Source organism: Arthrobacter sp. B3I4 (assembly GCF_030816855.1).
GTDB lineage: Bacteria > Actinomycetota > Actinomycetes > Actinomycetales > Micrococcaceae > Arthrobacter.
Map to the genome: position 1 here is coordinate 2,508,559 of NZ_JAUSYK010000001.1, position 20,286 is coordinate 2,528,844.

The 20,286-nt window shown below is 65.3% G+C and carries 20 protein-coding genes; 9 read left to right on the forward strand and 11 right to left on the reverse strand.

The window, feature by feature from the left end; genetic code table 11:
- Positions 1 to 34: 34 nt before the first annotated feature.
- Entirely contained in the window at positions 35 to 823 is a 789-nt protein-coding gene (locus tag QFZ61_RS11960; RefSeq protein ID WP_307036288.1) for a cytochrome c, read from the reverse strand.
- An 86-nt stretch (positions 824 to 909) separates the two neighbouring features.
- Positions 910 to 1,488, reverse strand: coding sequence for a heme-copper oxidase subunit III (locus QFZ61_RS11965; protein ID WP_307036290.1), 579 nt, complete (start codon positions 1,486 to 1,488; stop codon positions 910 to 912).
- A 208-nt stretch (positions 1,489 to 1,696) separates the two neighbouring features.
- Here QFZ61_RS11965 and trpD point away from each other — a divergent pair, with 208 nt between their 5' ends.
- Complete coding sequence (gene trpD / locus QFZ61_RS11970; RefSeq protein WP_307036292.1) at positions 1,697 to 2,755, forward strand: anthranilate phosphoribosyltransferase; 1,059 nt, start codon at positions 1,697 to 1,699, stop codon at positions 2,753 to 2,755.
- 7 nt (positions 2,756 to 2,762) lie between these two features.
- Here the strand turns inward: trpD and QFZ61_RS11975 are convergent, their stop codons facing one another.
- Both QFZ61_RS11975 and QFZ61_RS11980 read right to left on the reverse strand, forming a co-directional pair.
- Positions 2,763 to 3,044: an Lrp/AsnC family transcriptional regulator gene (locus QFZ61_RS11975; protein WP_138769293.1), complete on the reverse strand. Its 282-nt coding sequence runs from the start codon at positions 3,042 to 3,044 to the stop codon at positions 2,763 to 2,765.
- A gap of 88 nt (positions 3,045 to 3,132) precedes the next feature.
- Positions 3,133 to 3,546, reverse strand: coding sequence for a DUF3054 domain-containing protein (locus QFZ61_RS11980; RefSeq protein WP_307036294.1), 414 nt, complete (start codon positions 3,544 to 3,546; stop codon positions 3,133 to 3,135).
- 78 nt (positions 3,547 to 3,624) lie between these two features.
- On the opposite strand from QFZ61_RS11980, the gene QFZ61_RS11985 reads away from it, so the two are divergent.
- Positions 3,625 to 4,239, forward strand: a complete 615-nt coding sequence (locus QFZ61_RS11985; protein ID WP_307036297.1) for a cysteine hydrolase family protein — start codon at positions 3,625 to 3,627, stop codon at positions 4,237 to 4,239.
- Here QFZ61_RS11985 and QFZ61_RS11990 read toward each other — a convergent pair.
- Positions 4,229 to 4,966, reverse strand: a complete 738-nt coding sequence (locus QFZ61_RS11990) for a GAF and ANTAR domain-containing protein (protein ID WP_307036299.1) — start codon at positions 4,964 to 4,966, stop codon at positions 4,229 to 4,231. The two genes, QFZ61_RS11985 and QFZ61_RS11990, sit on opposite strands and share 11 nt — an antisense overlap.
- Before the next feature lie 684 nt (positions 4,967 to 5,650).
- Here QFZ61_RS11990 and QFZ61_RS11995 point away from each other — a divergent pair.
- Both QFZ61_RS11995 and QFZ61_RS12000 read left to right on the forward strand, forming a co-directional pair.
- On the forward strand, positions 5,651 to 7,012 hold the full coding sequence (locus QFZ61_RS11995; protein ID WP_307036301.1) for a DUF2254 domain-containing protein: 1,362 nt from the start codon (positions 5,651 to 5,653) through the stop codon (positions 7,010 to 7,012).
- A 51-nt stretch (positions 7,013 to 7,063) separates the two neighbouring features.
- Entirely contained in the window at positions 7,064 to 7,816 is a 753-nt protein-coding gene (locus tag QFZ61_RS12000; RefSeq protein WP_307036303.1) for a phosphatase PAP2 family protein, read from the forward strand.
- Between the two features lie 246 nt (positions 7,817 to 8,062).
- Here QFZ61_RS12000 and QFZ61_RS12005 read toward each other — a convergent pair whose 3' ends face one another.
- The 5 genes from QFZ61_RS12005 to QFZ61_RS12025 form a co-directional block, all read right to left on the reverse strand.
- Entirely contained in the window at positions 8,063 to 9,358 is a 1,296-nt protein-coding gene (locus QFZ61_RS12005; protein ID WP_307036305.1) for an MFS transporter, read from the reverse strand.
- Between the two features lie 280 nt (positions 9,359 to 9,638).
- Entirely contained in the window at positions 9,639 to 10,511 is an 873-nt protein-coding gene (locus QFZ61_RS12010) for a S1C family serine protease (RefSeq protein WP_307036307.1), read from the reverse strand.
- 283 nt (positions 10,512 to 10,794) lie between these two features.
- Entirely contained in the window at positions 10,795 to 11,511 is a 717-nt protein-coding gene (locus tag QFZ61_RS12015) for a DUF6789 family protein (protein WP_307036309.1), read from the reverse strand.
- Between the two features lie 56 nt (positions 11,512 to 11,567).
- Positions 11,568 to 12,029, reverse strand: coding sequence for a hypothetical protein (locus tag QFZ61_RS12020; RefSeq protein WP_307036311.1), 462 nt, complete (start codon positions 12,027 to 12,029; stop codon positions 11,568 to 11,570).
- Positions 12,026 to 14,515 carry a molybdopterin oxidoreductase family protein gene (locus tag QFZ61_RS12025; protein ID WP_307036312.1) on the reverse strand — a complete coding sequence of 830 codons (2,490 nt, stop codon included), beginning with the start codon at positions 14,513 to 14,515 and terminating at the stop codon, positions 12,026 to 12,028. Before QFZ61_RS12025 ends, QFZ61_RS12020 begins: the two co-directional genes overlap by 4 nt.
- Positions 14,516 to 14,781: 266 nt before the next feature.
- Here QFZ61_RS12025 and QFZ61_RS12030 point away from each other — a divergent pair, with 266 nt between their 5' ends.
- On the forward strand, positions 14,782 to 15,852 hold the full coding sequence (locus QFZ61_RS12030) for a glucose 1-dehydrogenase (RefSeq protein WP_307036315.1): 1,071 nt from the start codon (positions 14,782 to 14,784) through the stop codon (positions 15,850 to 15,852).
- 2 nt (positions 15,853 to 15,854) lie between these two features.
- Positions 15,855 to 16,817 carry an aldose 1-epimerase family protein gene (locus QFZ61_RS12035; protein WP_307036316.1) on the forward strand — a complete coding sequence of 321 codons (963 nt, stop codon included), beginning with the start codon at positions 15,855 to 15,857 and terminating at the stop codon, positions 16,815 to 16,817.
- Positions 16,818 to 16,927: 110 nt separating this feature from the next.
- On the opposite strand, the gene QFZ61_RS12040 is transcribed toward QFZ61_RS12035, so the two are convergent.
- Positions 16,928 to 17,428: a MarR family winged helix-turn-helix transcriptional regulator gene (locus QFZ61_RS12040; RefSeq protein ID WP_307036318.1), complete on the reverse strand. Its 501-nt coding sequence runs from the start codon at positions 17,426 to 17,428 to the stop codon at positions 16,928 to 16,930.
- Between the two features lie 98 nt (positions 17,429 to 17,526).
- Between QFZ61_RS12040 and QFZ61_RS12045 the strand changes: the two genes are divergently transcribed.
- From QFZ61_RS12045 to QFZ61_RS12055, 3 genes are read left to right on the forward strand one after another with little or no spacing between them, the layout of a single operon-like run.
- On the forward strand, positions 17,527 to 17,994 hold the full coding sequence (locus tag QFZ61_RS12045; RefSeq protein WP_307036320.1) for a hypothetical protein: 468 nt from the start codon (positions 17,527 to 17,529) through the stop codon (positions 17,992 to 17,994).
- Positions 17,991 to 18,632, forward strand: coding sequence for a gluconate 2-dehydrogenase subunit 3 family protein (locus QFZ61_RS12050; RefSeq protein WP_307036323.1), 642 nt, complete (start codon positions 17,991 to 17,993; stop codon positions 18,630 to 18,632). The genes QFZ61_RS12045 and QFZ61_RS12050 overlap by 4 nt, the downstream gene beginning before the upstream one ends.
- Positions 18,629 to 20,284 carry a GMC family oxidoreductase gene (locus QFZ61_RS12055; RefSeq protein ID WP_307036325.1) on the forward strand — a complete coding sequence of 552 codons (1,656 nt, stop codon included), beginning with the start codon at positions 18,629 to 18,631 and terminating at the stop codon, positions 20,282 to 20,284. The genes QFZ61_RS12050 and QFZ61_RS12055 overlap by 4 nt, the downstream gene beginning before the upstream one ends.
- Positions 20,285 to 20,286: the final 2 nt, after the last annotated feature.

Below are 20,286 nucleotides of genomic sequence, written 5' to 3' on the forward strand. Positions count from 1 at the left end.
CAGCAGAAAATTCTTACAGGTGCCGCGGGGGCGCCTAGGACGTCCGCGAAGTCAGCCAGATGGTGAAGGCGATGATGACGCCCAGTCCAGCGATCCAGACAAACAGGCCTTCGGAAACCGGGCCGAGGGCACCGAGGTCGTTGCCGCCCGGGGAGCCGTTGCTTTCGATCGTCTTCAGGAAGGTGATGATGTCGCGCTTGCCCTCGGGGGAAACGTTGGCGTCGGAGAAGACCGGCATGTTCTGCGGACCGGTGACCATGGCTTCGTAGATGTGCTTGCCCGAAACGTCGGCGAGAGCCGGTGCGAACTTGCCCCGGGTCAGTGCGCCGCCGGCGGCAGCAGCGTTGTGGCACATGGCGCAGTTGGTGCGGAACAGCTCGCCGCCCTTTGCGGCGTCGCCCTTCTCGTCGAGCACACCTGCTTCGGGAATGGACGGGCCGGGGCCGAGCGAGGCAACGTATGCCGACAGCTGGTGGGTCTGCTCATCGTTGAACTGGACGGGCTTCTTGTATGCCTGCGGGCCGTTCGCCTGCATGGGCATGCGGCCGGTGCCAACCTGGAAGTCAACAGCGGCAGCGCCGACGCCCACGAGGGACGGTCCGGACGCCGATCCGCTGGCACCCATGCCGTGGCAGGTGGCGCAGTTGGCGGCGAACAACTTGCCGCCTTCTTCTGCGTCGCTTGCGCTGAAGCTCGTGGTGTCGGCCTTGGCCTGGTTGACGGTGGTGGCGACGGCGTACAGCCCACCAGTGATGAGGAGGCCCATCAGCAACAGTGCAACTGCTGCCAGTGGGTGACGTCGCTTCTGCGAGAGTGCCTTCACGTGGTGGTTCCTTTATTCGATCCTGCGTTGGCTCGGAGAGCCGCTTCTTGGAATTCTATCCCTTGTAGAAACAGAGACAAGTGGGGCTACTTGAGGACGTAGATGACCAGGAAGAGGCCGATCCACACCACGTCCACGAAGTGCCAGTAGTACGAAGTGACAATCGCGGAGGTTGCTTCAAAGTGTCCGAACTTCTTCGCTGCGAAGGAGCGTCCGATGATGAGCAGGAAGGCAACCAGGCCGCCGATGACATGCAGGCCGTGGAACCCGGTGGTCATGTAGAAGGCCGACCCGTAGGCGTTGGAGGAAAGCGAGACGTGCTCGGAGACGAGCATGGCGTACTCGGTCGCCTGGCCGGCCACGAAGAACGCACCCATGATGAATGTGAGTGTGAACCACTCGTTCATTCCCCAGCGGGTGATGCTCAGGGGACCGCCAAGCCGGCGCGGCTGGAGCCGTTCGGCGGCGAAGACGCCCATCTGGCAAGTAAAGGAACTGGCCACGAGGACGATCGTGTTAACGAGCGCAAAGGGGAAGTTGAGCTTGGCTGTCTCTTCGGCCCACATCTGTCCGGAAGTCGAACGGAGCGTGAAGTACATGGCAAAGAGACCGGCGAAGAACATCAACTCACTGGACAGCCAGACGACGGTTCCAACGGAAACCATATTCGGGCGATTCAGCGTCGGGTGCGCCGGGGTACTGGGGGCATGGGTCGCAGATGTCACATAGACATTATGTCTGCAAAAGTCGGTCCTGCCCAACGCAAACCGCCTTTTAGGAGGACTTTTTCTACAAAGACGCGAAATCGCGCGGAAAAGTTCCCGGGCCCCTTCGCATTGGGCATTGCAGCCACCGGCTCGATAGCATCGGATCGTGACTTCTCAGGCATCCTTCCCGGCGGCAGGCAAGACCTGGCCGCGCCTTATTGGCGCTCTCATCGCCGGCGTTGACCTCAGCTCCGCCGACACCGGGTGGGCGATGGCTTCGATTATGTCCGGTGAAGCCACCCCGGCACAGGTGGCCGGCTTCCTCGTGGCGCTGCGCGCCAAGGGGGAAACGGTTGCCGAGCTCACGGGTCTGGTCGAAGCGATGATCAACTCCGCCAACCCGCTCGAGATCGCCGGGGAGAAGCTGGACATCGTCGGTACCGGCGGGGACCAGCTCAACACCGTGAACATCTCCACCATGGCCGCGCTTGTTTCCGCCGGCGCCGGCGCGAAGGTCGTCAAGCACGGCGGCCGGGCTGCGTCATCGACGTCGGGCTCGGCCGATGTCCTGGAGGCCCTCGGTGTGCGGCTGGACCTGCCGATTCCGCGCGTCGCCCGCAATGCCGAAGAAGCCGGCATCACGTTCTGCTTTGCCCAGGTCTTTCACCCCTCGATGCGGTACGCCGCCGTGGCGCGCCGCGAACTTGGCGTCCCCACCGCGTTTAACTTCCTGGGTCCGATGACGAACCCCGCCCATGTGCAGGCATCTGCCGTCGGCGTGGCGAATGAACGCATGGCGCCGCTGGTTGCCGGCGTACTCGCCCAACGCGGCAGCCGGGGCCTGGTCTTCCGAGGAAACGACGGGCTCGATGAACTCACCACCACGGGCCCCTCCCGGATTTGGGAGATCCGCGGCGGGCAGGTGACGGAGGAAACCTTCGACCCGCGCGAGCTGGGCATCCGGCAGGCCACGGTGGCTGAGCTGCGTGGAGGCGACGCCGCGGCCAACGCCGCCGTCGTGCGTTCGGTGCTGGCCGGAGAGCCAAGTCCCGCCCGTGACGCCGCGCTGCTCAACGCCGCCGCCGGCCTGGTTTCCTTTGACCTTGACGCAACGGGCCCGTTGACGGAGCGGATGGCGGCCGCCATGAAGCGGGCGGAAGAATCCGTCGGATCCGGTGCTGCTGCTGCGGTCTTGGACCGCTGGGTCGCGCTGTCTCGCGACTAGGATTCCGTTACTGCTCGAAGCCCAGCGCGAAGGCCGCATCGAGGTCGTGCTGGGAGTAAGCCCGGAACGCGATGTGGGTGGTGGTGTGCACCACGGCGGGGACCTTGGAAAGCTTGTCCGCGATGACGTCAGCGAGATCCTCGTGCTTGGCCACGCGTGCGATGGCGATGAGGTCCCACTCTCCGGTCACGGAGTAAACCTCGCTGATGCCGGGGATCGCGGAGATTTTTTCTGCCGTTTCCGGGATGGCCGAAGCGTCTGTCTTGATCAGGACGAAAGCGGTGATCACGTGGGGACCTTTCGGATCTGTTGCGCCGTTGCCGGCACCCTGTTCGGCCCTGGAAGGGATGGTGCCGTCTGCTTGCAAGCCTAGTGCATCAGGCACGGCGGCGGCGGGTGCGCAGCCGCTGCACTGCCAGGGCGAGGAGGCGCCAGCCGAGGAGGAAAGCCCCGACGGCAAGCAGGGCAACAATCACGAACGGCAGGACGACAACCTGCCCGGTGAAAGCGCGCAGCAGCATGCCGAGCGCCACTGTTCCAATCCAGACCGCGACGCCGGCCGGCCACAAAGCAAGCGGGCCACGCCATAGCCGCAGGGCGAGCCAGGAGACGGCGGCGCCGGCCAAGAACGGCCACGCAGTGGACAGCACCCCGGTGATGATGTCGCCGCGCTGGTGGGCATCCCGGCCGATCGCGGCAAAGAGCAGGATCAGCCCCGTATCGGCGGCGGCCGCCAGGATGACTGTTTGCGGCGCCGACGTGCGGGGCGTTGCGGTGGCGGTGATAGGCATGAATCCAGTTTAACCGTGGCGTTCGGCTGCCTGCGCGGTCTAGGATGTCGCCGATGCCGCCGACAGGAGGAGACCGTCATGACCACGCTGAGCAGCCGTCCCGCCACCGCGTTGATGGTGATCGACGTGCAGAACGGCGTCGTGCAGGGAGCGCACCGGCGTGAGGAGGTCATCGCCAACATCGCGGCCCTGGTTGACAAGGCACGGCAGGCAGGCGTTCCGGTGATCTGGATCCAGCATTCCGACGGGCAGCTGGAACGGGGGAGCGAGGCGTGGAAATACGTCCCGGAGCTTCCCCGGCGGGAATCGGAACCGCTGGTGCACAAGTCCTACGGTGATTCCTTCGAGGCGACCGAGCTTGAGGACGTGCTGGCCGCAGCCGGTGTGGGGCGCCTGCTGGTGGCGGGTGCGCAAACGGACGAGTGCATCCGGTCCACCATTCACGGCGCGTTCGTCCGCGGCTACGATGTGACCCTCGTCGCTGACACCCACACCACCGAGGACCAGTCTGCCTGGGGCGCGCCGCCGCCCGAGCTCGTCATCGCGCACACCAACCTTTACTGGCAGTCCCAGTCGGCGCCCGGCCGGACGGCGGGGGTCGTGCCGGCGGACGAGGTAACGTTCGACGGCGGAGAGGCGGCGGCCGGAGTGCCGACGGACGTCCGACCCGCGGGGGAGCGGTTCACGGAGTGAGCATTTCGCCGCTGCTCGCGAGACGCTCGGCGATATCCCGGAGCTTGACGTTGGACCTGGTGCTGGCCCGGCTGAGGAGGATGAAGGCCTGCTCTGCAGTGATCTTGTACCGCTCCATCAGGATGCCTTCCGCCTGACCGATCGTCTGGCGGGCTATCAGTGCCTCGCCGAGCTGACTGATCTTCTTCGTGTCCGCGAAAGCCACCGCGGCGTGGGCAGCGACCAGCAATCCGACCTGCTCGGACTCTGCGTCGAACGCGTTCGGGCCGCTCCCGTAAAGATTCAGTGCGCCCATCCGGTCACCGGCGACGAACAACTGGATGGAGAGCATGCTGCGGGCACCAAGTTCCAACGCGCCGGGGGAGAAGTTCGGCCACCGTTCCTCGCTGCTGAGATCCGGAACGCGGACCAACCGGTGCTCGTAGGCGGCATCGAGGCAGGGGCCTTGCCCGGAGGAATTCTGCAGCGCATCAACGAGCCGCGGCAATTCTCCCGAGGCGACCTCGGAGTCGATCTTCTTTCGGCCGGTAATCAGGCTGATGGAGGCGTGGGCGGTTCCGGGTATCAGGCTAAGCGCGGCATCGACAATCCCGGAGAGGACGGAGTTGACGTCTTCTTCCTGCTGCAGTTCCCTAGCGAGATCCCCAAGCTGGGCGGCCAGCTCAGCACTGATCGGGTTTGGGGCGGTCCCGCTGCTGCTAAGCACCGCTGATGGGTCCGGCACCATGAGTGGCCTCCGCTGCTCTTAGGATGTCTCATTCTACGGCGATCCCGCACGTTTATGCAGCGCGGATATGGCCCCCCCAACCGTTCCGGGCCACATCCGCGCTGCAAGCTTTAAGGGACGGCCGGGGCCAGGTTCCAGGAGTTGAGGCGGTAGCGGAGTCCGGCGGGATCAGAGCTGACGTCACGCCGCGTGCCCCGGCCGCGGGGGACTGGGCGCTTAGCAAGACTCATGCTGCGAACCTCGTCCGCCGTTCGGACCGGCGCGAGTCCCGCCGCCTGTCGGGCAAGGGGAGAATGAGGGCGCCGGCGACTCGAAGGTCTTCAAAGGCGTCCCCGGACGCAGCCGACACGTGGCCCGGGTCCACGTGAACCGCAAATCCCGGCAGCGTGCGCTCGGCGCGGTGCACTACCGCGAGGAGGCCACGCACATTCTCGTGAGTTAGTGTGCCGGCGGGTCGGATGGCGACGGACCTGCTGTCCAGGTCAACGGCAACTGTGACGGTGAGTTTGGCGCTCATGGAAATTCCTCCGGAAAAAATTCCGTAAGGCCGCGCCCTGACCTTCTTAAAGCATACGTCAGGTCCGGTTTATATGTGATATTCATTACGTCCTAACCTCAGGACGGCCATGGATCCGTGCCCACCCGCCGGAGGGCCCGCCAGTTGAACCAAGAAGCGGAGATGTGATGGCTAATGGAGGAAACCGGGGTCCGGCCCGGGGTGATGGCCGCGTCGCCCGCTGGATGGAGGCGCTGAGGTCGCAATTGTGGCCCCTTCCTGTGGCGGCCGTGGTCGCGGCCGTCGCCGTCGGGACGGCGCTGCCTGCTCTCGACGCTGCCGTTGACGATCAGGTGCCGGACACTTTCGCCGTCCTTCTTTTCACCGGTGGCCCGGAGGCGGCCAGGGCAGTCCTCCAGGCGATCTCCGGGTCGTTGATCACCGTGACTTCCCTGACGTTCTCCCTCACTGTGGTAACCCTGCAACTGGCCAGCAGCCAGTTCTCGCCGCGTTTGCTCCGGACCTTCTCCTCCGACCGATTTGTGCACGCCACGCTGGCCCTCTTTCTGGCGGCATTCGCCTTCGCGTTGACGGTTCTGCGGAGTGTCCGTGCCGAGAGTGCTGGCGGCACGCAGTTTGTTCCCGCGATCTCCGTGACGGTTGCGTTCGCGCTGGCGATGGCCAGCGTGATCGGGCTGGTCCTCTTCCTCGCTCACCTCACCCGCGAGATCCGGGTGGAAACCATGATGCGCCTGGTCAACCAGGAAACCCAGCAAACCATGGAGCGGGTTTTCCCGCTCGACCGGCCGGTTCGCGCACCGCTGCCGCCGCCGGGACCCGGTGCGTTTCGGATCAGGTCTGCCCGCTCCGGGTTCCTTACCTCGCTGGATCGGGCGTCGCTGCTGGACGCGGCGGTCACAGCCCGGATGGTCGTGCGGCTGGACTACGGGCCGGGCAGTTCACTGGTCAGGGGAGTGCCGTTCGCGACGGCATGGCCGGATGCACCTGGAACAGCCGTGCGGCCGGATGACCGGGAAAAGCTGGGGGAGGCTGTCGCTGCCTCAATCGTGACCGGGTTTGAACGCACCAATGTCCAGGACGTCGGCTTTGGTTTCCGTCAGCTGGTGGACGTGGCGGTACGTGCGCTCTCGCCGGGCATTAACGACCCGACCACCGCGGTTCATGTCATTGGACACCTCTCCGTGCTTCTCTGCTCGCTGGTTGAAAGAGACCCTGGGCCGGAACTCCTGACCGACGACGACGGCAGGGTCAGGGCGGTTATCGCGTTCCCTGGGTTCGAGGAGCTTCTGGACGCAGCTGTGGACCAGCCGACGCACTACGGGATGGCGGATGCGGCAGTAGCTGCGCGTCTTCTTACTTTGCTCCAGGAAATCAGTTGGTGCGACCAGTCCGGTCGGTACCGCGGCGCAATCCTGGAGCACCGTGAACGAATGTGTGCGGCGATACGGGCCGGTGACTATTTCCCGGCGGAACGTCGGCGGCTTCTGAAACTGGCTGAGGCGGTTGGATCCATCCAGGCCGGGAACTGATGTTCTCGGAAAGCCATTTCAGCCGGCTTCCCGACGTAGCGAAGGTAAATTATGGCGACGGACAAGCCAAGCAGGACGACCACCCCGGTGCGCACTCCGAGGCACTTCAGCCTGGAAAATGAGCACTCGGCCACCTTGGGCAGCCAGCTGGTCCTCTACCTGGTGTCGCTGGTGTTGGCTCTGGGCGGCGCGGCCTCGTTCTTCATAACCCTCGGCAGCGTGCTGCACGACGAGGGGATCGCCGGACTGGATGAACCGCTGGGGGACTGGTTCGTAGGCCATCGCACCGTCTGGCTTACCGCCGTCATGACCGTGTTGGCCAGGCTGTTCGGCCCGGTGGCAATGCCGGTGATCGTCCTGGTCGTTACCGCCGGGTGGAGCCTGCTGACCCGCCGGCTGTGGCGTCCGCTGCTGCTTGCCGGAGCGATGATCAGCGGTGTGATTCTCACCGAGATCGCCGCCCACCTGGTGGGCCGTTCGCGTCCCGCGTCGTCGCTCATGATGCTTGGTCCCGACGGCACGTCGTCTTTTCCCTCCGGCCATGTGGTGGGTACTGCGAATTTCCTTTTGGTCGGGGCGTACCTCGTGGCGTCCCGCTTTTCCAAAGCCTGGGCATCAATCGTTGCCTTTGGTGCTGCTTTGGCGGTTATCGTGGCGGAGGCGGCGAGCCGCTTGTACCTGGGGTACCACTGGTTCACCGACACAGTAGGTTCAGTGTGTTTATCGCTGGTCCTGCTTGCGGTCGTCATCTTCCTGGACGTCAGCCGTGCCCGGGTCCCAACCAGGCCGGGCGCCCGCGGGTGAAGCGCTGGGAGCTGCCTTTGCCAGACCGGGAGCAGGGGGGTGAATGTAGGGTCTGGCTTCGGCGGGCCGCCCATTGTGTCTGGGCCCCTGCATCCCGGGTGAATTACTTCTACTTTACATAATGTTGATTATCGGCGTTCAGGCGGTGCGGGTTGGAGTACCTGCATCACGCCCGATATGACGATGCAAAACCTCGGATCGACGCCGTGATCAACGATCACAGCGCAGCCAGTCCGGCCGCCGGTCCTAGAGCCGTCGTCGTGCCAGCGGCCTGTCGCCGCCGCGGCGCAGCGTCAGCATCACAAGACCCGCAGCCAACAGACAGCATGCTAAGAAGATGGATGTGGCCAGGAAGCTCCCGTGCGTCACGTCCTGCAGGTACCCGCCGACATACGGACCGACGAATCCGCCCAGGTTGCCCACCGCATTGATCAGCCCCATGGCGGTGCCGGCGACGGCCACCGGCATGGCACGGGACGCAGACGCCCAGAAAGGTCCGTCGTAGGCCAGGGCGCCAGCGACGGCGATGCTGATGAGGGTGACCGCAAGGAACGGGAAGTTGTCCCCCGTCGCCACGGAAATCACGAGGGCCACGGCGCCGACTGCCATCGACAGGAGCACGTGCGTGGAATAACGGCCGGAGCGGTCGGCCGCCTTCGCGTTGTACCAAAGGCCGAACATCGCCAGAACGTACGGAATGGCAGTGATCAGCCCCACCTCGACGGACGAACCGGACGTGATCGTCTTGATCACGTGGGGCAGCCAGATGTTGATCCCGTAGAAGCCGATCTGGATGAGGAAGTACACCAGGGTCAGCCGCCACACCACCGTGTTTGACATAACGTGGCGGAGGCCCAGTTTCTCCTGCTGGGGATGCGCTGCGGCGTCAGCAGCAAGTCCCTTCTCGATGTACTCACGCTCCTGAACGGAACACCACTTCGCGTCGCGTGGATGGTCTGCGATCAGGGCCCACCACAGCGGCGCAGCGATAATGAACGGGAAAATGCCCTCGATAATGAACAGCCACCGCCAGTCGGAGAAGGAGAGAATCCACCCGGAAAGCGGCGCGGTGATGATGGAAGCGATGGCAATATTCATCATCCAGAACGCGTAGGCCCGGGCACGCTCGGCGGCCGGGAACCAGTGGCTGATCAGGACAAGGATTGCCGGCCAGATCCCGGCCTCGGCCACGCCGAGGAAGAAACGCACCACGAGCAACTGGGTGAAGTCCTGGATGAAGCCGGACAGGATGGCCAGCACACCCCAGATCAGGACCATGATGCCCACGAACTTTTTCGCGCTCCAGTGTTCGGCGAGGTAACCGCCGGGTATCTGCAGGACGAGGTAGCCGATGAAGAAGATGCCGGCGGCCAGGCCCTGCTGGGCGGCGTCAATACCCAGGTCCTGGTGGAGCCCGTTGAGGGCGAACCCGATGTTGGTTCGGTCCATGAACGAGATGATGTAGACGACGATTGCGACCGGAATCAGCCGCTTCCACCTGGCGTTCCCCACCGCCGGTGCGGATAACAGGTTCTGTGCCATCGGAATTGCTCCTATGCGATTCGTCCGATCAGACCGCGCCCCAGCACGCAAACGCTCCCCCGCGACCCCGGCGGGCCGCTTTCCGCCACAGCGGAACGAGCAGGATGGCCGGGTGGGCAGGCCCGGCCGCGCACCCGGCACCTAGGCTGACTCTCCCCCACCCCTCGGTGCTATATTCATCTTCACGCAATTGTTGCGGTTACGCAATAACATGTCTGGCGATTTCTCTTTGAGCCGCCCGGGTCCTCCCCTACGTCCCCGGCTACCCCGGCTGGCCTGGTCAACGCGCGGCCGCGAGGTTTCCCAGGGTGACACGCAGGCTCTGCGATGACTGGCCCCGCTGCACAGTGACGTCGACCTGCTGCCCCGGGTCCTGCTTCCTGAGGGCCGCGAGCAGATCCGTCACATTCTTAACTTCCGACTGGCCGAACTTGGTGACGATGTCGCCCGCCTGCATCCCGGCTTGCTCCGCCGGGCTCCCTGCGGCCACGCTGACGACCAGCGCTCCGGACGCAGCCGGCAGGGAAAACCGCTGGGCGAGTTGCGGCGTGATGTCGGTGGGGACCACCCCAAGGGCAGCATGCTTGACCGAGCCGTTGGCCAGCAGTTGATCGGCCACGTCCATAACGGTCCGCGAGGGTGTAACAAAGCCGATCGCGACGGCTCCCGAGCTTGGCGGCAAATACGCCTCGGAGAGTCCGATTACCTGCCCGCTCGAATCGGCCACGGCACCGCCGGAGTTTCCCGGAGAGATGGGTGCGTCGGTCTGCAGCAGGTCGATGGCGCCGTGCGGAGATTCCTGGGAGGGTGGCATATTCCGGTGAAGGCTGGATACGATTCCGGCGGTGACGGTCTCCTCCAAGCCCAGCGGACTGCCTATGACGACGGTCATTGAGCCAACCTCCGGGTCCGATGCGGCAAACCTCGCAGCGGGAAGGCCGGAACGGTCAACTTTGACCACTGCAACGTCGGTAACGTCGTCGACGCCCGCAATCGTGCCCTGGGCCTCAGAACCATCTGCGAACCGGACCTGAACGTTGTTGTAGGGCTGCTTTTGCTGATTCTCCACGACATGGGCGTCCGTAACGATCGCGCCGTCGCTGTGGTAGATGACTCCGCTGCCGAGGCCGACAGCCGTCCGGATGGTAACCACGGACGGCTCCACTTCCTTCACCACGCCCGGGACTGCAGGCAGGCCTGAGCCGGCAGCCACGGTAGCCGCTGGGGTTGAAACGCTCGACGACGGTGCTGACGACCCGGTTCCAGACGCTGGATTACCGGTGCATGCGGTGAGGGTGATCATCGCTGCCGCGACTCCGGCAGCCGCATTGGTTCGCAAGGAATTCATGGTCTTCCCTCTTTGTAGTGGGCCGCGAGGCCGAAACGGCTGGTGCAGCAAGCAAACGCGAGGCGCTCTCGTCCGGCGGGAAAAGCTTCTAATCGACGCCTTCCGTGATGCCGGGGTAGGGCGCAGTCTCATCCTCAAGGGCCTGTACTCCCCCGGGCACGTAACGCACGTGCACGCCGTGCTCCTGTTGTGCGGCCGACTGTTCCAGAACCGGCAGAACAGCGCGCGTAAACGCCTGGTCCTTGTCCGCGAGGTAGCGCGTGTAGGATCCGGGCAGCCGTGACAGCGGCCCCCTTCGCGGCTCGGACCGTGAGGCGTCCTTGGCCGCCCTGCCGGCGGGCCCGGCGTCGGCCGTGGAAGTGGTAAGGCTTTCGAAGGTCTTTCCCAGCGTGGCGCCGTAGAGCAGATGTGCGGCCAGCATGGTCCAGGCCCGGCCCGGTTTGTCCCGGTGGGCAGGCGGAAGGACGCCCAGTGCCGGCAACCATCCCTCGTAGCCTGCGGCCCAGAGAACCGCCCCGTAGGCCAGGCCGGTGGCGGGAGTGGACTTCTTTTTCCCGAGCATGGCGTAAAGGGCCCCGGCCGCCATCCCGTAGCCCAGGTGGGCGCCGACAGCCGCGCTTTTTGTGAGTGGCAATGGAAGGCGGGGGAAGAACGCGTCAATGATCCGCTTGGGAGGCTCATTGTTCATCACGCCGGAGGCGTCGGCGGTCAGGAGCAGTGTACTCATGGCGGCAGTAGCGGCGAGGCCCGCTAAGCCGCCTCGGGCGAGGGTCGGAAGGGGGCTGTCGCGGCGATCGATATCCATCTCTTTATGGAACGCCTATATTTGCAGATCCGCAAGCAATGTCGGGTGGCTGCGGCTCAGTCAGCTGCGATCAGTGCCTGTGGTGCGGCTTGTTTCATCCGCGTCTGGAGCCATTTCAGGTGCGTGCTGGTCTGGGCGTCACACTTGCCCACAACCGCCAGGAGTTCGGTGTCGCGCAGCCCCTGGCCGGCCTGTTTCACAAGGGTCCACGTGATATCGACCAGGGTGGCAATCAGGTAGAGGTCTTGAAGGTCCCGGAGAAGTCCTACCGGTCCGGACCGGGTCTCTGAGAGTCCGTCGGCGTGGAGACGCTCGGGCTCATCGTCCTCGGTCACTTCTCCATACCGCTCAATGACCGGCGCCAGGGCCTTTTGATGTTCATCGCACTGTTGCGCGAGACTGTGGCACAGGAAGTGGACGTCGGGTTCTTCCCCGTGCCCGTCCGCGACCTGCCGGAAGGATTCGGCGAGGATCCCCTCGGACTTGTGCAGCAAACCAAGATAGACGGGAAGTTTCATGCCCTCTCCTCCTGCGTTGCAACAGCCGGTGGTGCCACCGGTGCGGTAGTTTCCTGTGCCTGAGCCGCCGGCCCGCCCGCTGTTGGGAGGATGGCCCGCACGCCGCGGCGGCCCTTGGCCGGGCGGGACGCCGTGGTGGTGGGCGCTAGGGAGGGTCCTGCACCGTCCGCGATTTTCTGGACCTTGACTGCAGCGTTTTTGAGGACCGGCTGTTTGGAAACGGGGTCCCACTCGGTAATCGTGAGTTCGTTCGCAGCCCGGTGGGTGGCACCGGGCTCCCCGGCCTGGTCCCAGTATCCGTAGTGGAACGGAGCGAAGACGGTGCCGTCACGGATGTCGCTGACCCGGACCGGCGCCGTGACGTACCCGCGTCGGGACTCGACCCTGGCGATGTCGCCTTCCTCCAGCCCCAGGCTGGCGGCGTCGGCTACAGATAATTCCACCCACACGTCCGGGGCAGCCCCGTTCAGTTGCGGAGAACGTCCGGTCTTGGTGCGCGTGTGGAAATGGTAGACAGTCCGCCCCGTGGTGTACCGGTAGGGGTACCCATCATCCGGGGTTTCGTGGGCGGGCTGGTAGGTCGCCGTTTTGAAAATTGCCCGGCCCTTCGGGTTGTTTGCCTTGTAAGTCTCCGGCCCGACGGAGGCTCCGGTGAGCAGGTCGTGCCCGTAGGTTTCGCAATAGTCCGGATCGGTGGCGAACACCCCGTCCCGGTACATCCGCACCGTACCGTCCGGGTGCTCCTCGTTGCAGGGCCACGGGACGCCGCTGCCGCCGCGGAGCTTGTCGTAGCTGAGGCCCGTGTAGTCACAGGGACGGCCGCGGGTGCACTCACGCCACGCGTTGAAAGCTTCCTCGGGCTCCTGCCACGTGAGCAGCGGTGTCCCGTCCTGCTGGGTGAACCCCATCCGGCGGGAGTAGTCGAGGAAGGTGTCCAGATCGCTGCGCGCCTCCCCCGGCGGTTCTACTGCCTTTTCGGAGAGGTGAACGGTGCGGTTCACGTTGGTAAAGGTGCCCGTCTTCTCCCCCCACCCCGCGGCCGGGAGGACGACGTCGGCGTACTGGGCCGTCTCCGTCAGGTACATGTCCTGGACCACAAGGAAGAGGCTGTCGCTGTCGAGGATGTCCCGGATGCGTGGCAGCTGCGGCATCGAAACGGCAGGGTTTGTCGCCGAGATCCACAGGAACTCGATGGACCCCTGCTCCACGTAGCGGAAGATCTGCATCGCGTGGGTTGGGGGCGCCCAGTGCGGAATGATGGCCGGGTCAACGTTCCAAAGCTCCGCCAGTTCCTTGACATGTTCCGGGTTTTCCCAATTCCGGAAGCCCGACAAGTCGCCGTCGGCACCGCATTCGCGATTGTTCTGCGCGGTTGGCTGCCCGTTCATCTGCAGTATTCCGCAGCCGGGTTTGCCGATGAGGCCACGCAGCAGGTGCAGGTTGTTCACGGCGCACGAGGCGGCCGTGGCCTGGGAGGATTGGTAAAAGCCTTGAAGGACTGTGGAAAGGACGCGTTCGGAGGTGCCGAAAATTTCAGCTGCACGCCGTACATCGGCAGGGTCCACACCGCAGGTTTCGGCGACGGCTTCCGGTGTCCATGGCTCGACGGTGGCCCGCAGCTCCTCGACGTTGACGGTGTGCCGGTCGATGTAGTCCTGGTCGATCCATTCGTTGGCGAACAGCTCCCGAACCAGCCCGTGCATGAGTGCCAGGTTCGTTCCCGGCCGGACAGCCAGGTGCACGTCGGCGTGCCGGGCGACTTCGGTTTCGCGGGGATCCACGCAGACCAATCTCGGCCGGTCCGGACCCGCGAGGCGGTCGAGGACGCGCATCCACAAAACAGTCTGCGTTTCAGCCATGTTGTGCCCGAAGAGGAACATGGCGTCGCACTCGTCGATATCGACGTAGCTGCCGGGCTGGCCGTCGGAGCCGAAAGACTCCTTCATGGCTGCGGCTGCTGTGGCGGTGCAGAGACGGGTGTTGCCGTCCATGTGCGGAGTGCCGATGCCGGCCTTGCCAACAATGGCCTGGGCGTAATACTCCTCCAGGAACAATTGGCCGCTGGTGTAGAACCCGTGGGACAAGGGACCTTTCGTCTCCAGGAGCCCGCGGCTGCGTGAGACGATCCGTTCCATCGCGGTGTCCCAGTCCGTTTCAACCAGTTTCCCGTTCTCCCGCACCAGCGGGCGGGTCAGCCGATCCTTGTTCTGAACTCCCTGCCAGCTCGCGAACAAACCTTTGGGTCCCAGCCGGCCGTGGTTGACGATGTCCGTGGCCCGGCCGCGGACCCCTACCATGGCTCCGCCCCTGACTCCGATGTCGATGCCGCACCCGTTGCTGCAGAGGACGCACGCGGACTGGACCCACTTTTCCACATCAGCTTCAACGACCCCCTGGGCGAGTACCTGATCAACCCGCACCGGCCATCGCTCGCCGCGGGCAAACGGCGTCCGGGTCCCCCAGATCTCGGCAATACGATCAACCACGACCGACCAACTCCTCCATCGCAGGAGCCCGGGCAGGAACGTTCCGGCGGATCAGCATGGAGCCGCTGACGCGCCGGTGATGACGAGTCCTTCCCGGACAGGCAGCCGATTTGACCGCCTCCACTGACGCTACGCTAGACCCGATACTTGCAAGGGCGCAACCGCCGCTTGTCTCCTGGCGTGATACCGCAAAGTAAGCGAACCGTTGCGCTTATGCAAATAGTGCGGGAAGCTTGGCAGTGAATGCCCTTCTTAAAGGAGAGACGATGAAGGCGTTGGCTGTTACCCCCGGCAAAGAGAATTCCCTGCGGCTGCTTGACGTCCCCGAGCCGGTTCCCGACGAAGGTCCCGTTCTTGTGCAAGCACTGGCCGTCGGTCTCTGCGGAACTGACAAGGAGATCATCGCCGCAGAATACGGAGAGGCCCCGTCCGGCCGCGAGAACCTGGTTCTCGGCCACGAGAACCTGGGGCGGGTTCTCGAAGCGCCGACCGATTCCGGGTTGGCGGAAGGTGACCTGGTGGTGGGAATTGTGCGCCGCCCCGATCCCGAGCCCTGCGCCGCGTGCGCGGCCGGCGAATGGGACATGTGCCTGAACGGGAAATACACCGAACACGGCATCAAGGGCCTGGACGGGTTCGCCCGCGAACGGTGGCGGGGTGACCCGGAAGACATGGTCAAGCTCGATGCCAGGCTGGACGAGGTGGGGGTGCTGCTGGAACCGACTACCATCGTGGCTAAAGCCTGGGAACAGATCGGCCGGATCGGACGGCGGGCGTACTTCAACCCGCACACTGTCGTGGTGACCGGCGCTGGCCCCGTTGGCCTGCTGGCGGCCTTGCTTGGTGTTCAGCAGGGCCTGGACGTGCACGTCTTCGACATCGTGAAGGATGGTCCGAAACCTGGCCTGGTCCGCGATCTTGGCGCGACCTACCACAGCGAACCGCTGCCGGAATCCGGGATCATTGCGGACGTCCTGGTCGAATGCACCGGGGTGACGCCTGTGGTTCTTGACGTTCTCACGACCCACGCCCGGGACGCCATCACCTGCCTTACCGGCGTCTCCAGTACCGGTAAGCAAACGCGGGTGGACGTCGGCGCCCTTAACCGCGAGACGGTATTGACCAACGGGGTGGTATTCGGCAGCGTCAACGCCAACCGCCGTCATTACGATGCTGCGGCGAAGGCATTAAGCGAGGCCAATGAGAGCGTGTTGCGCCGCTTGATAACGCGCAGGCTGCCGTTGGCAGAATTTGCCGACGCTTTCGAAGCCCATCCCGACGACGTAAAAGTCGTCCTCGACATCCCGACTGGCGGCGGCGTTGGCGGGACGCACTAGCTATGACGACACCACCGGCGCACCGCCCCGCGGACAGGGGGCACCGGCTTTCCTCCGGCCGGCAATACGAGCTCCGTTCGGGCCGGCAGCACGTGGCGTTGACCGAGGTCGGCGGAGCCTTGCGGGACTACCTCGTGGACGGGCGTCCCCTGCTGGACGGGTACGGCCCGGATGAGATGTGTACCGGTGCCAGGGGACAGTCCCTCATCCCCTGGCCCAACCGGGTCAAAGACGGACGCTACGAATGGGACGGCCGGCCGTTGCAGCTTGACCTCAGCGAGCCGGACAAGGGAGGGGCAATCCATGGGCTCACCCGGTGGCGGAACTGGGAGCTCCTGGAACAAGCAGAGGACAGCATCTCGTTCACCTACATGCTGCACGCCTGCCAGGGCTGGCCCTGGGTGCTCGAGTGCCGCCTCGACTACCACCTCGGCGATGACGGCCTAAGCGTGCGGACCACTGCCGTGAACCGCAGCGCCGCACCATGCCCCTACGGGACAGGGGCCCACCCCTATCTGAGTCTGGGCGGGCCGGCCATTGACTCCGGGTTGGTCCGGGTTCCCGGGCGGACCTACCTGCCGGTGGACAGTGCAGGCATCCCCACCGGCCGCCGGCCGGTCGAGGGTACGGTGTACGACCTGCGGGAACTTCAGCAAATCGGGGACCGCCCCGTCGATGTCGCCTACACAGACCTGATCAGAGGGGCGGACGGCCGGGCCCGGGTCACATTTGCCAAACCGGACCGTTCCGCCGGGGTGGAGTTATGGGTCGACGAGGCCTACCCCTATCTGGAGATCTTTACCGGTGACACACTCCCCCAGCAGGACCGGCGGCGGACCGGGCTGGGAGTCGAGCCGATGACCTGCGCCCCCGACGCCTTCAACTCGGGCGAAGGCCTGGTCACCCTGCGCCCGGGCGAATCGCACACGGGCCAATGGGGCATCAGCCCCAGCCCTGTGCTCTGATCCGCGTTCCGGCCCCATCCACGCCGCAGGTTCCTCAATGAAACCATTGCGTTTGTGCAATTACTGCGGTTCAATTAAGTCATGTGCTGCCATTGCTGGCGTCGGCCGCCTTACTTCGTCGCTCCCAAGGTGAAGCGGCCGTCAGAGGTCCCCTGGCCCCCGGCTGCGGATGCGAAGGCCTCCAGTGCCGAAGCCAGCGCAGGCCGCTTTCCGGCCGGCATTCGTGAAATGACCTCGGCGATGGCTTGTCGCCGGTGCTCCAGCACAGTCTGGACGAGGTCCTGGCCTTTCCCGCTCAGTTCCAGCCGGACGTACCGACGGTCCACCGGATCGTCCCGTCGTTCCAGCAGACCAGCCACCACCAGGCGGTCGCAGATGCGGGTGGCGTTTGAGGCGTGGACACCCAGCTCGGCAGCTACTCCACCCAGGTTCTGCGCCCCGCGCGAATGGATGAGCACCAGCACCCGCAGTTGTGGAGTGTTCACTGTGTCTTCGACTTCGGCAACTGATTTCGCCACCACGCGCAGCAGCACGTCGGCGGCTTTCATCACGGCATCCACTTCGCGGCCGGCGAAACCCGGCATCCCGTTCAAAGCGTCAGATGTATCCATGAGGACTAGTTTCCACTGATATTTGCCAGCCTGCAAAAGTTGCGGGTTTGGGAGCCGGCAGCCCCGCCAACCAGCCAGCACGGCAGGGAAGGACAGCAATGAAACTGCACCACACAGCGGAGCCGGTGGCCGGCCCGCTCACCGGAATCGACCGGCTCATCAGGAACGTGCAGACGGGCCGGTTCGAACGGTCCCTGTCCGCGCTGACCGCAGCCGGCGCCCTGGTTACAGCGGCGGAGATTTTCCTGGAACACGACAAGGCCAGTTTCGGCAACAAGTGGATGTGGGTGCCGGTTGCGCTCGGCCCCGTGGGTGCGGCAGCAGGAGTCGCCGGTGTCTTCAGCCGCCGGATGGCCAAGACGGCCCTTCCGGTCGCCAGCGCAGCCATCGTCGCCAACGGCCTGCAGGGCACCTGGCTGCACCTGCGGGGCGTGAGGCAAAAGCCCGGCGGACTGTCCAACCTGCGCTACAACCTGGAAATGGGTCCCCCGCTGTTCGCGCCGCTGCTGGTCACGCTCGTCGGCGGCATGGGTCTGCTGGCCTCCGTGCTCCGGAGGGAACCGTGACCGGGCTGCCGCTTGAGGACGCCGACGGCGGAGGCCGGTACCCGGGTTTCAGCGCGCTCGCCCAGGCAAAACACTGGGACCGCGCCACGGCCGCCGTCGTACAGTCCCGCCTGGGGCTCCCTCCGGATGTCCGTTTTTTCAGCCCCGCCGAGGAAGCCGCGGCGCGTGCCCTTTTCGACCTGCTGCTGGACCAGCACGCTGAACCCCGGGTGCCGGTGGTGAACCTGGTGGACGCGCGCCTGGCCGAGGAAGAAACCGACGGCTGGCATTACGACAACATGCCGCGTGACGGCGAGGCGTGGCGTGCCTCCCTGGCCGGATTGGACCAGGAGGCGCGGGTCCGTGAAGGTTGCGCCTTTGCCCTGCTTAGCCGGGACGGGCAGGCCCGGCTGCTGCAGGACATCTGCGACCTGGACCGCGAGCTCTGGCAGGGCATGCCTGCCGACCGCGTCTGGGGGTTGTGGACCCGGTACGCCTGCACCGCTTTTTACTCCCACCCCCTGGCCTGGGACGAAATCGGTTTCGCCGGCCCGGCCTATCCCCGCGGTTACAAGAACCTGGGCGTGGACCGGCTGGAACCGTTCGAGGTGCGCGACGTCCGTCCCGGTGCGGACCCGACCCACGGAGACAACCGGTGAACCGCGTCCGCGAACGCAACCAATCGGCCTGGCTGTTGCCCGCCGGGCCCGGCAGCAACCTCCGGCTGCGGGAAAACATGCGCAGGTACGGCGAGGACGATGAAGTGGACATCGTGATCGTCGGCTGCGGGGCCGGGGGCGCGACACTGCTGCAGCGGCTCACACGCGCGGGATGGCGCGCCGTGGCCCTGGACGCAGGACCCTTCTGGGAACCGGAGCAGGACTGGGTCAGCGACGAAGCCGGCTCGCACCACCTGTACTGGACGGAACCGCGGGTGATCACCGGTACGGACCCGGTGCCGCTGGGTTCGAATAATTCCGGCCGGGGCGTCGGCGGCTCGATGGTCCATTTCGCCGGCTACACGCCAAGGTTCCACCCAAGCGACTTCCGCACGCTCAGTGCGGACGGCGTAGGAGCTGACTGGCCGCTGGAGTACGGGGATCTGCGTCCCTTCTACGAAGACATCGAGGCAGAACTGCCCGTCGCGGGTGAACACTGGCCGTGGGGCGAGGCGCACAGCTACCCGCACCGCCCGCACCCGGTGTCCGGTAACGGCGAGCTGTTCCTGCGCGGCGCCCGCGCCTGCGGCATCACGGCGAGGGTGGGGCCCGTCGCCATTGCCAACGGCCGTTTCGGCAACCGCCCGCACTGCATCTACCGCGGGTTCTGCCTGCAGGGGTGCAAAGTCAACGCCAAAGCTTCCCCGCTGATCACCCACGTCCCGGATGCCCTGGCACACGGCGCCGAGATCCGGCCGGACTCGATGGCCACCAGGATCGGCTTCGACGAGCGCACCGGCATGGCAACCGGCGTCGAGTACCTTCACGGCGGTATCCGGCGGTTCCAACGCGCCCGGCTGGTCGCGGTAGCGGGCTACTCGATCGAGACGCCGCGACTGCTGTTGAATTCCACGTCACCGCGGTTTCCGGACGGCATGTGCAACGACTTCGACCAGGTGGGCCGGTATCTGATGGTGCAGGGGGCACCGCAGACTGCGGGACGGTTCCATGCGGAAGTGCGGATGTGGAAGGCCCCTCCCCCGGAAGCCAGCACCGAGGACTTCTACGAAACCGATCCGGAAAAACCCTACAAACGCGGGTTCTCCATCCAGTGTGTGTCCCCGCTGCCCATCACCTGGGCCGAGCACGTGGCCGCCCAGGGACACTGGGGCCCGGCGCTGCGAAGGTACATGAGCGACTATCCGCATTGGGCCTGCCTCGGCGCCTTGTGCGAGTTCCTTCCCCTCGAGGGGAACAGGGTGACGCTGGCGGACGAAACGGACCGCAACGGCATTCCGGTGGCCCGCTTCAGCTATAGCCAGTGCGATAACGACCGGCAGCTGATGACCGCAGCGCAGCAGGTCATGGAGCGGATCCTGGCCGCTGCCGGCGCGGAGGAAGTGATCACCATCGACCGCTACGCCCACCTGGTGGGCGGCGCCCGGATGGCGGCCACGGAACAGACGGGCGTGGTGGACGCCAACTCCCGCAGTTTCGCCGTACCCAACCTGTTGATCACCGACGGCAGCGTCCTGCCCACCCAAGGCAGCGCCAACCCGGCCCTGACCATTATGGCGTTGGCGGCACGGGCCGCCCGTGTCCTGATAGAAGGCGCCCGCACGGGCGCCCCGATGAGCACGAAGGAAGACTGATC

Bases quoted from the DNA above. Each gene is read 5' to 3' on its own strand.
- QFZ61_RS11965 (WP_307036290.1), bottom strand. From the start codon at position 1,488: ATGGTTTCCGTTGGAACCGTCGTCTGGCTGTCCAGTGAGTTGATGTTC.
- QFZ61_RS11980 (WP_307036294.1), bottom strand. From the start codon at position 3,546: ATGCCTATCACCGCCACCGCAACGCCCCGCACGTCGGCGCCGCAAACA.
- QFZ61_RS11985 (WP_307036297.1), top strand. From the start codon at position 3,625: ATGACCACGCTGAGCAGCCGTCCCGCCACCGCGTTGATGGTGATCGAC.
- QFZ61_RS11990 (WP_307036299.1), bottom strand. From the start codon at position 4,966: ATGGTGCCGGACCCATCAGCGGTGCTTAGCAGCAGCGGGACCGCCCCA.
- QFZ61_RS11995 (WP_307036301.1), top strand. From the start codon at position 5,651: ATGGCTAATGGAGGAAACCGGGGTCCGGCCCGGGGTGATGGCCGCGTC.
- QFZ61_RS12000 (WP_307036303.1), top strand. From the start codon at position 7,064: ATGGCGACGGACAAGCCAAGCAGGACGACCACCCCGGTGCGCACTCCG.
- QFZ61_RS12005 (WP_307036305.1), bottom strand. From the start codon at position 9,358: ATGGCACAGAACCTGTTATCCGCACCGGCGGTGGGGAACGCCAGGTGG.
- QFZ61_RS12015 (WP_307036309.1), bottom strand. From the start codon at position 11,511: ATGGATATCGATCGCCGCGACAGCCCCCTTCCGACCCTCGCCCGAGGC.
- QFZ61_RS12020 (WP_307036311.1), bottom strand. From the start codon at position 12,029: ATGAAACTTCCCGTCTATCTTGGTTTGCTGCACAAGTCCGAGGGGATC.
- QFZ61_RS12030 (WP_307036315.1), top strand. From the start codon at position 14,782: ATGAAGGCGTTGGCTGTTACCCCCGGCAAAGAGAATTCCCTGCGGCTG.
- QFZ61_RS12035 (WP_307036316.1), top strand. From the start codon at position 15,855: ATGACGACACCACCGGCGCACCGCCCCGCGGACAGGGGGCACCGGCTT.
- QFZ61_RS12040 (WP_307036318.1), bottom strand. From the start codon at position 17,428: ATGGATACATCTGACGCTTTGAACGGGATGCCGGGTTTCGCCGGCCGC.
- QFZ61_RS12045 (WP_307036320.1), top strand. From the start codon at position 17,527: ATGAAACTGCACCACACAGCGGAGCCGGTGGCCGGCCCGCTCACCGGA.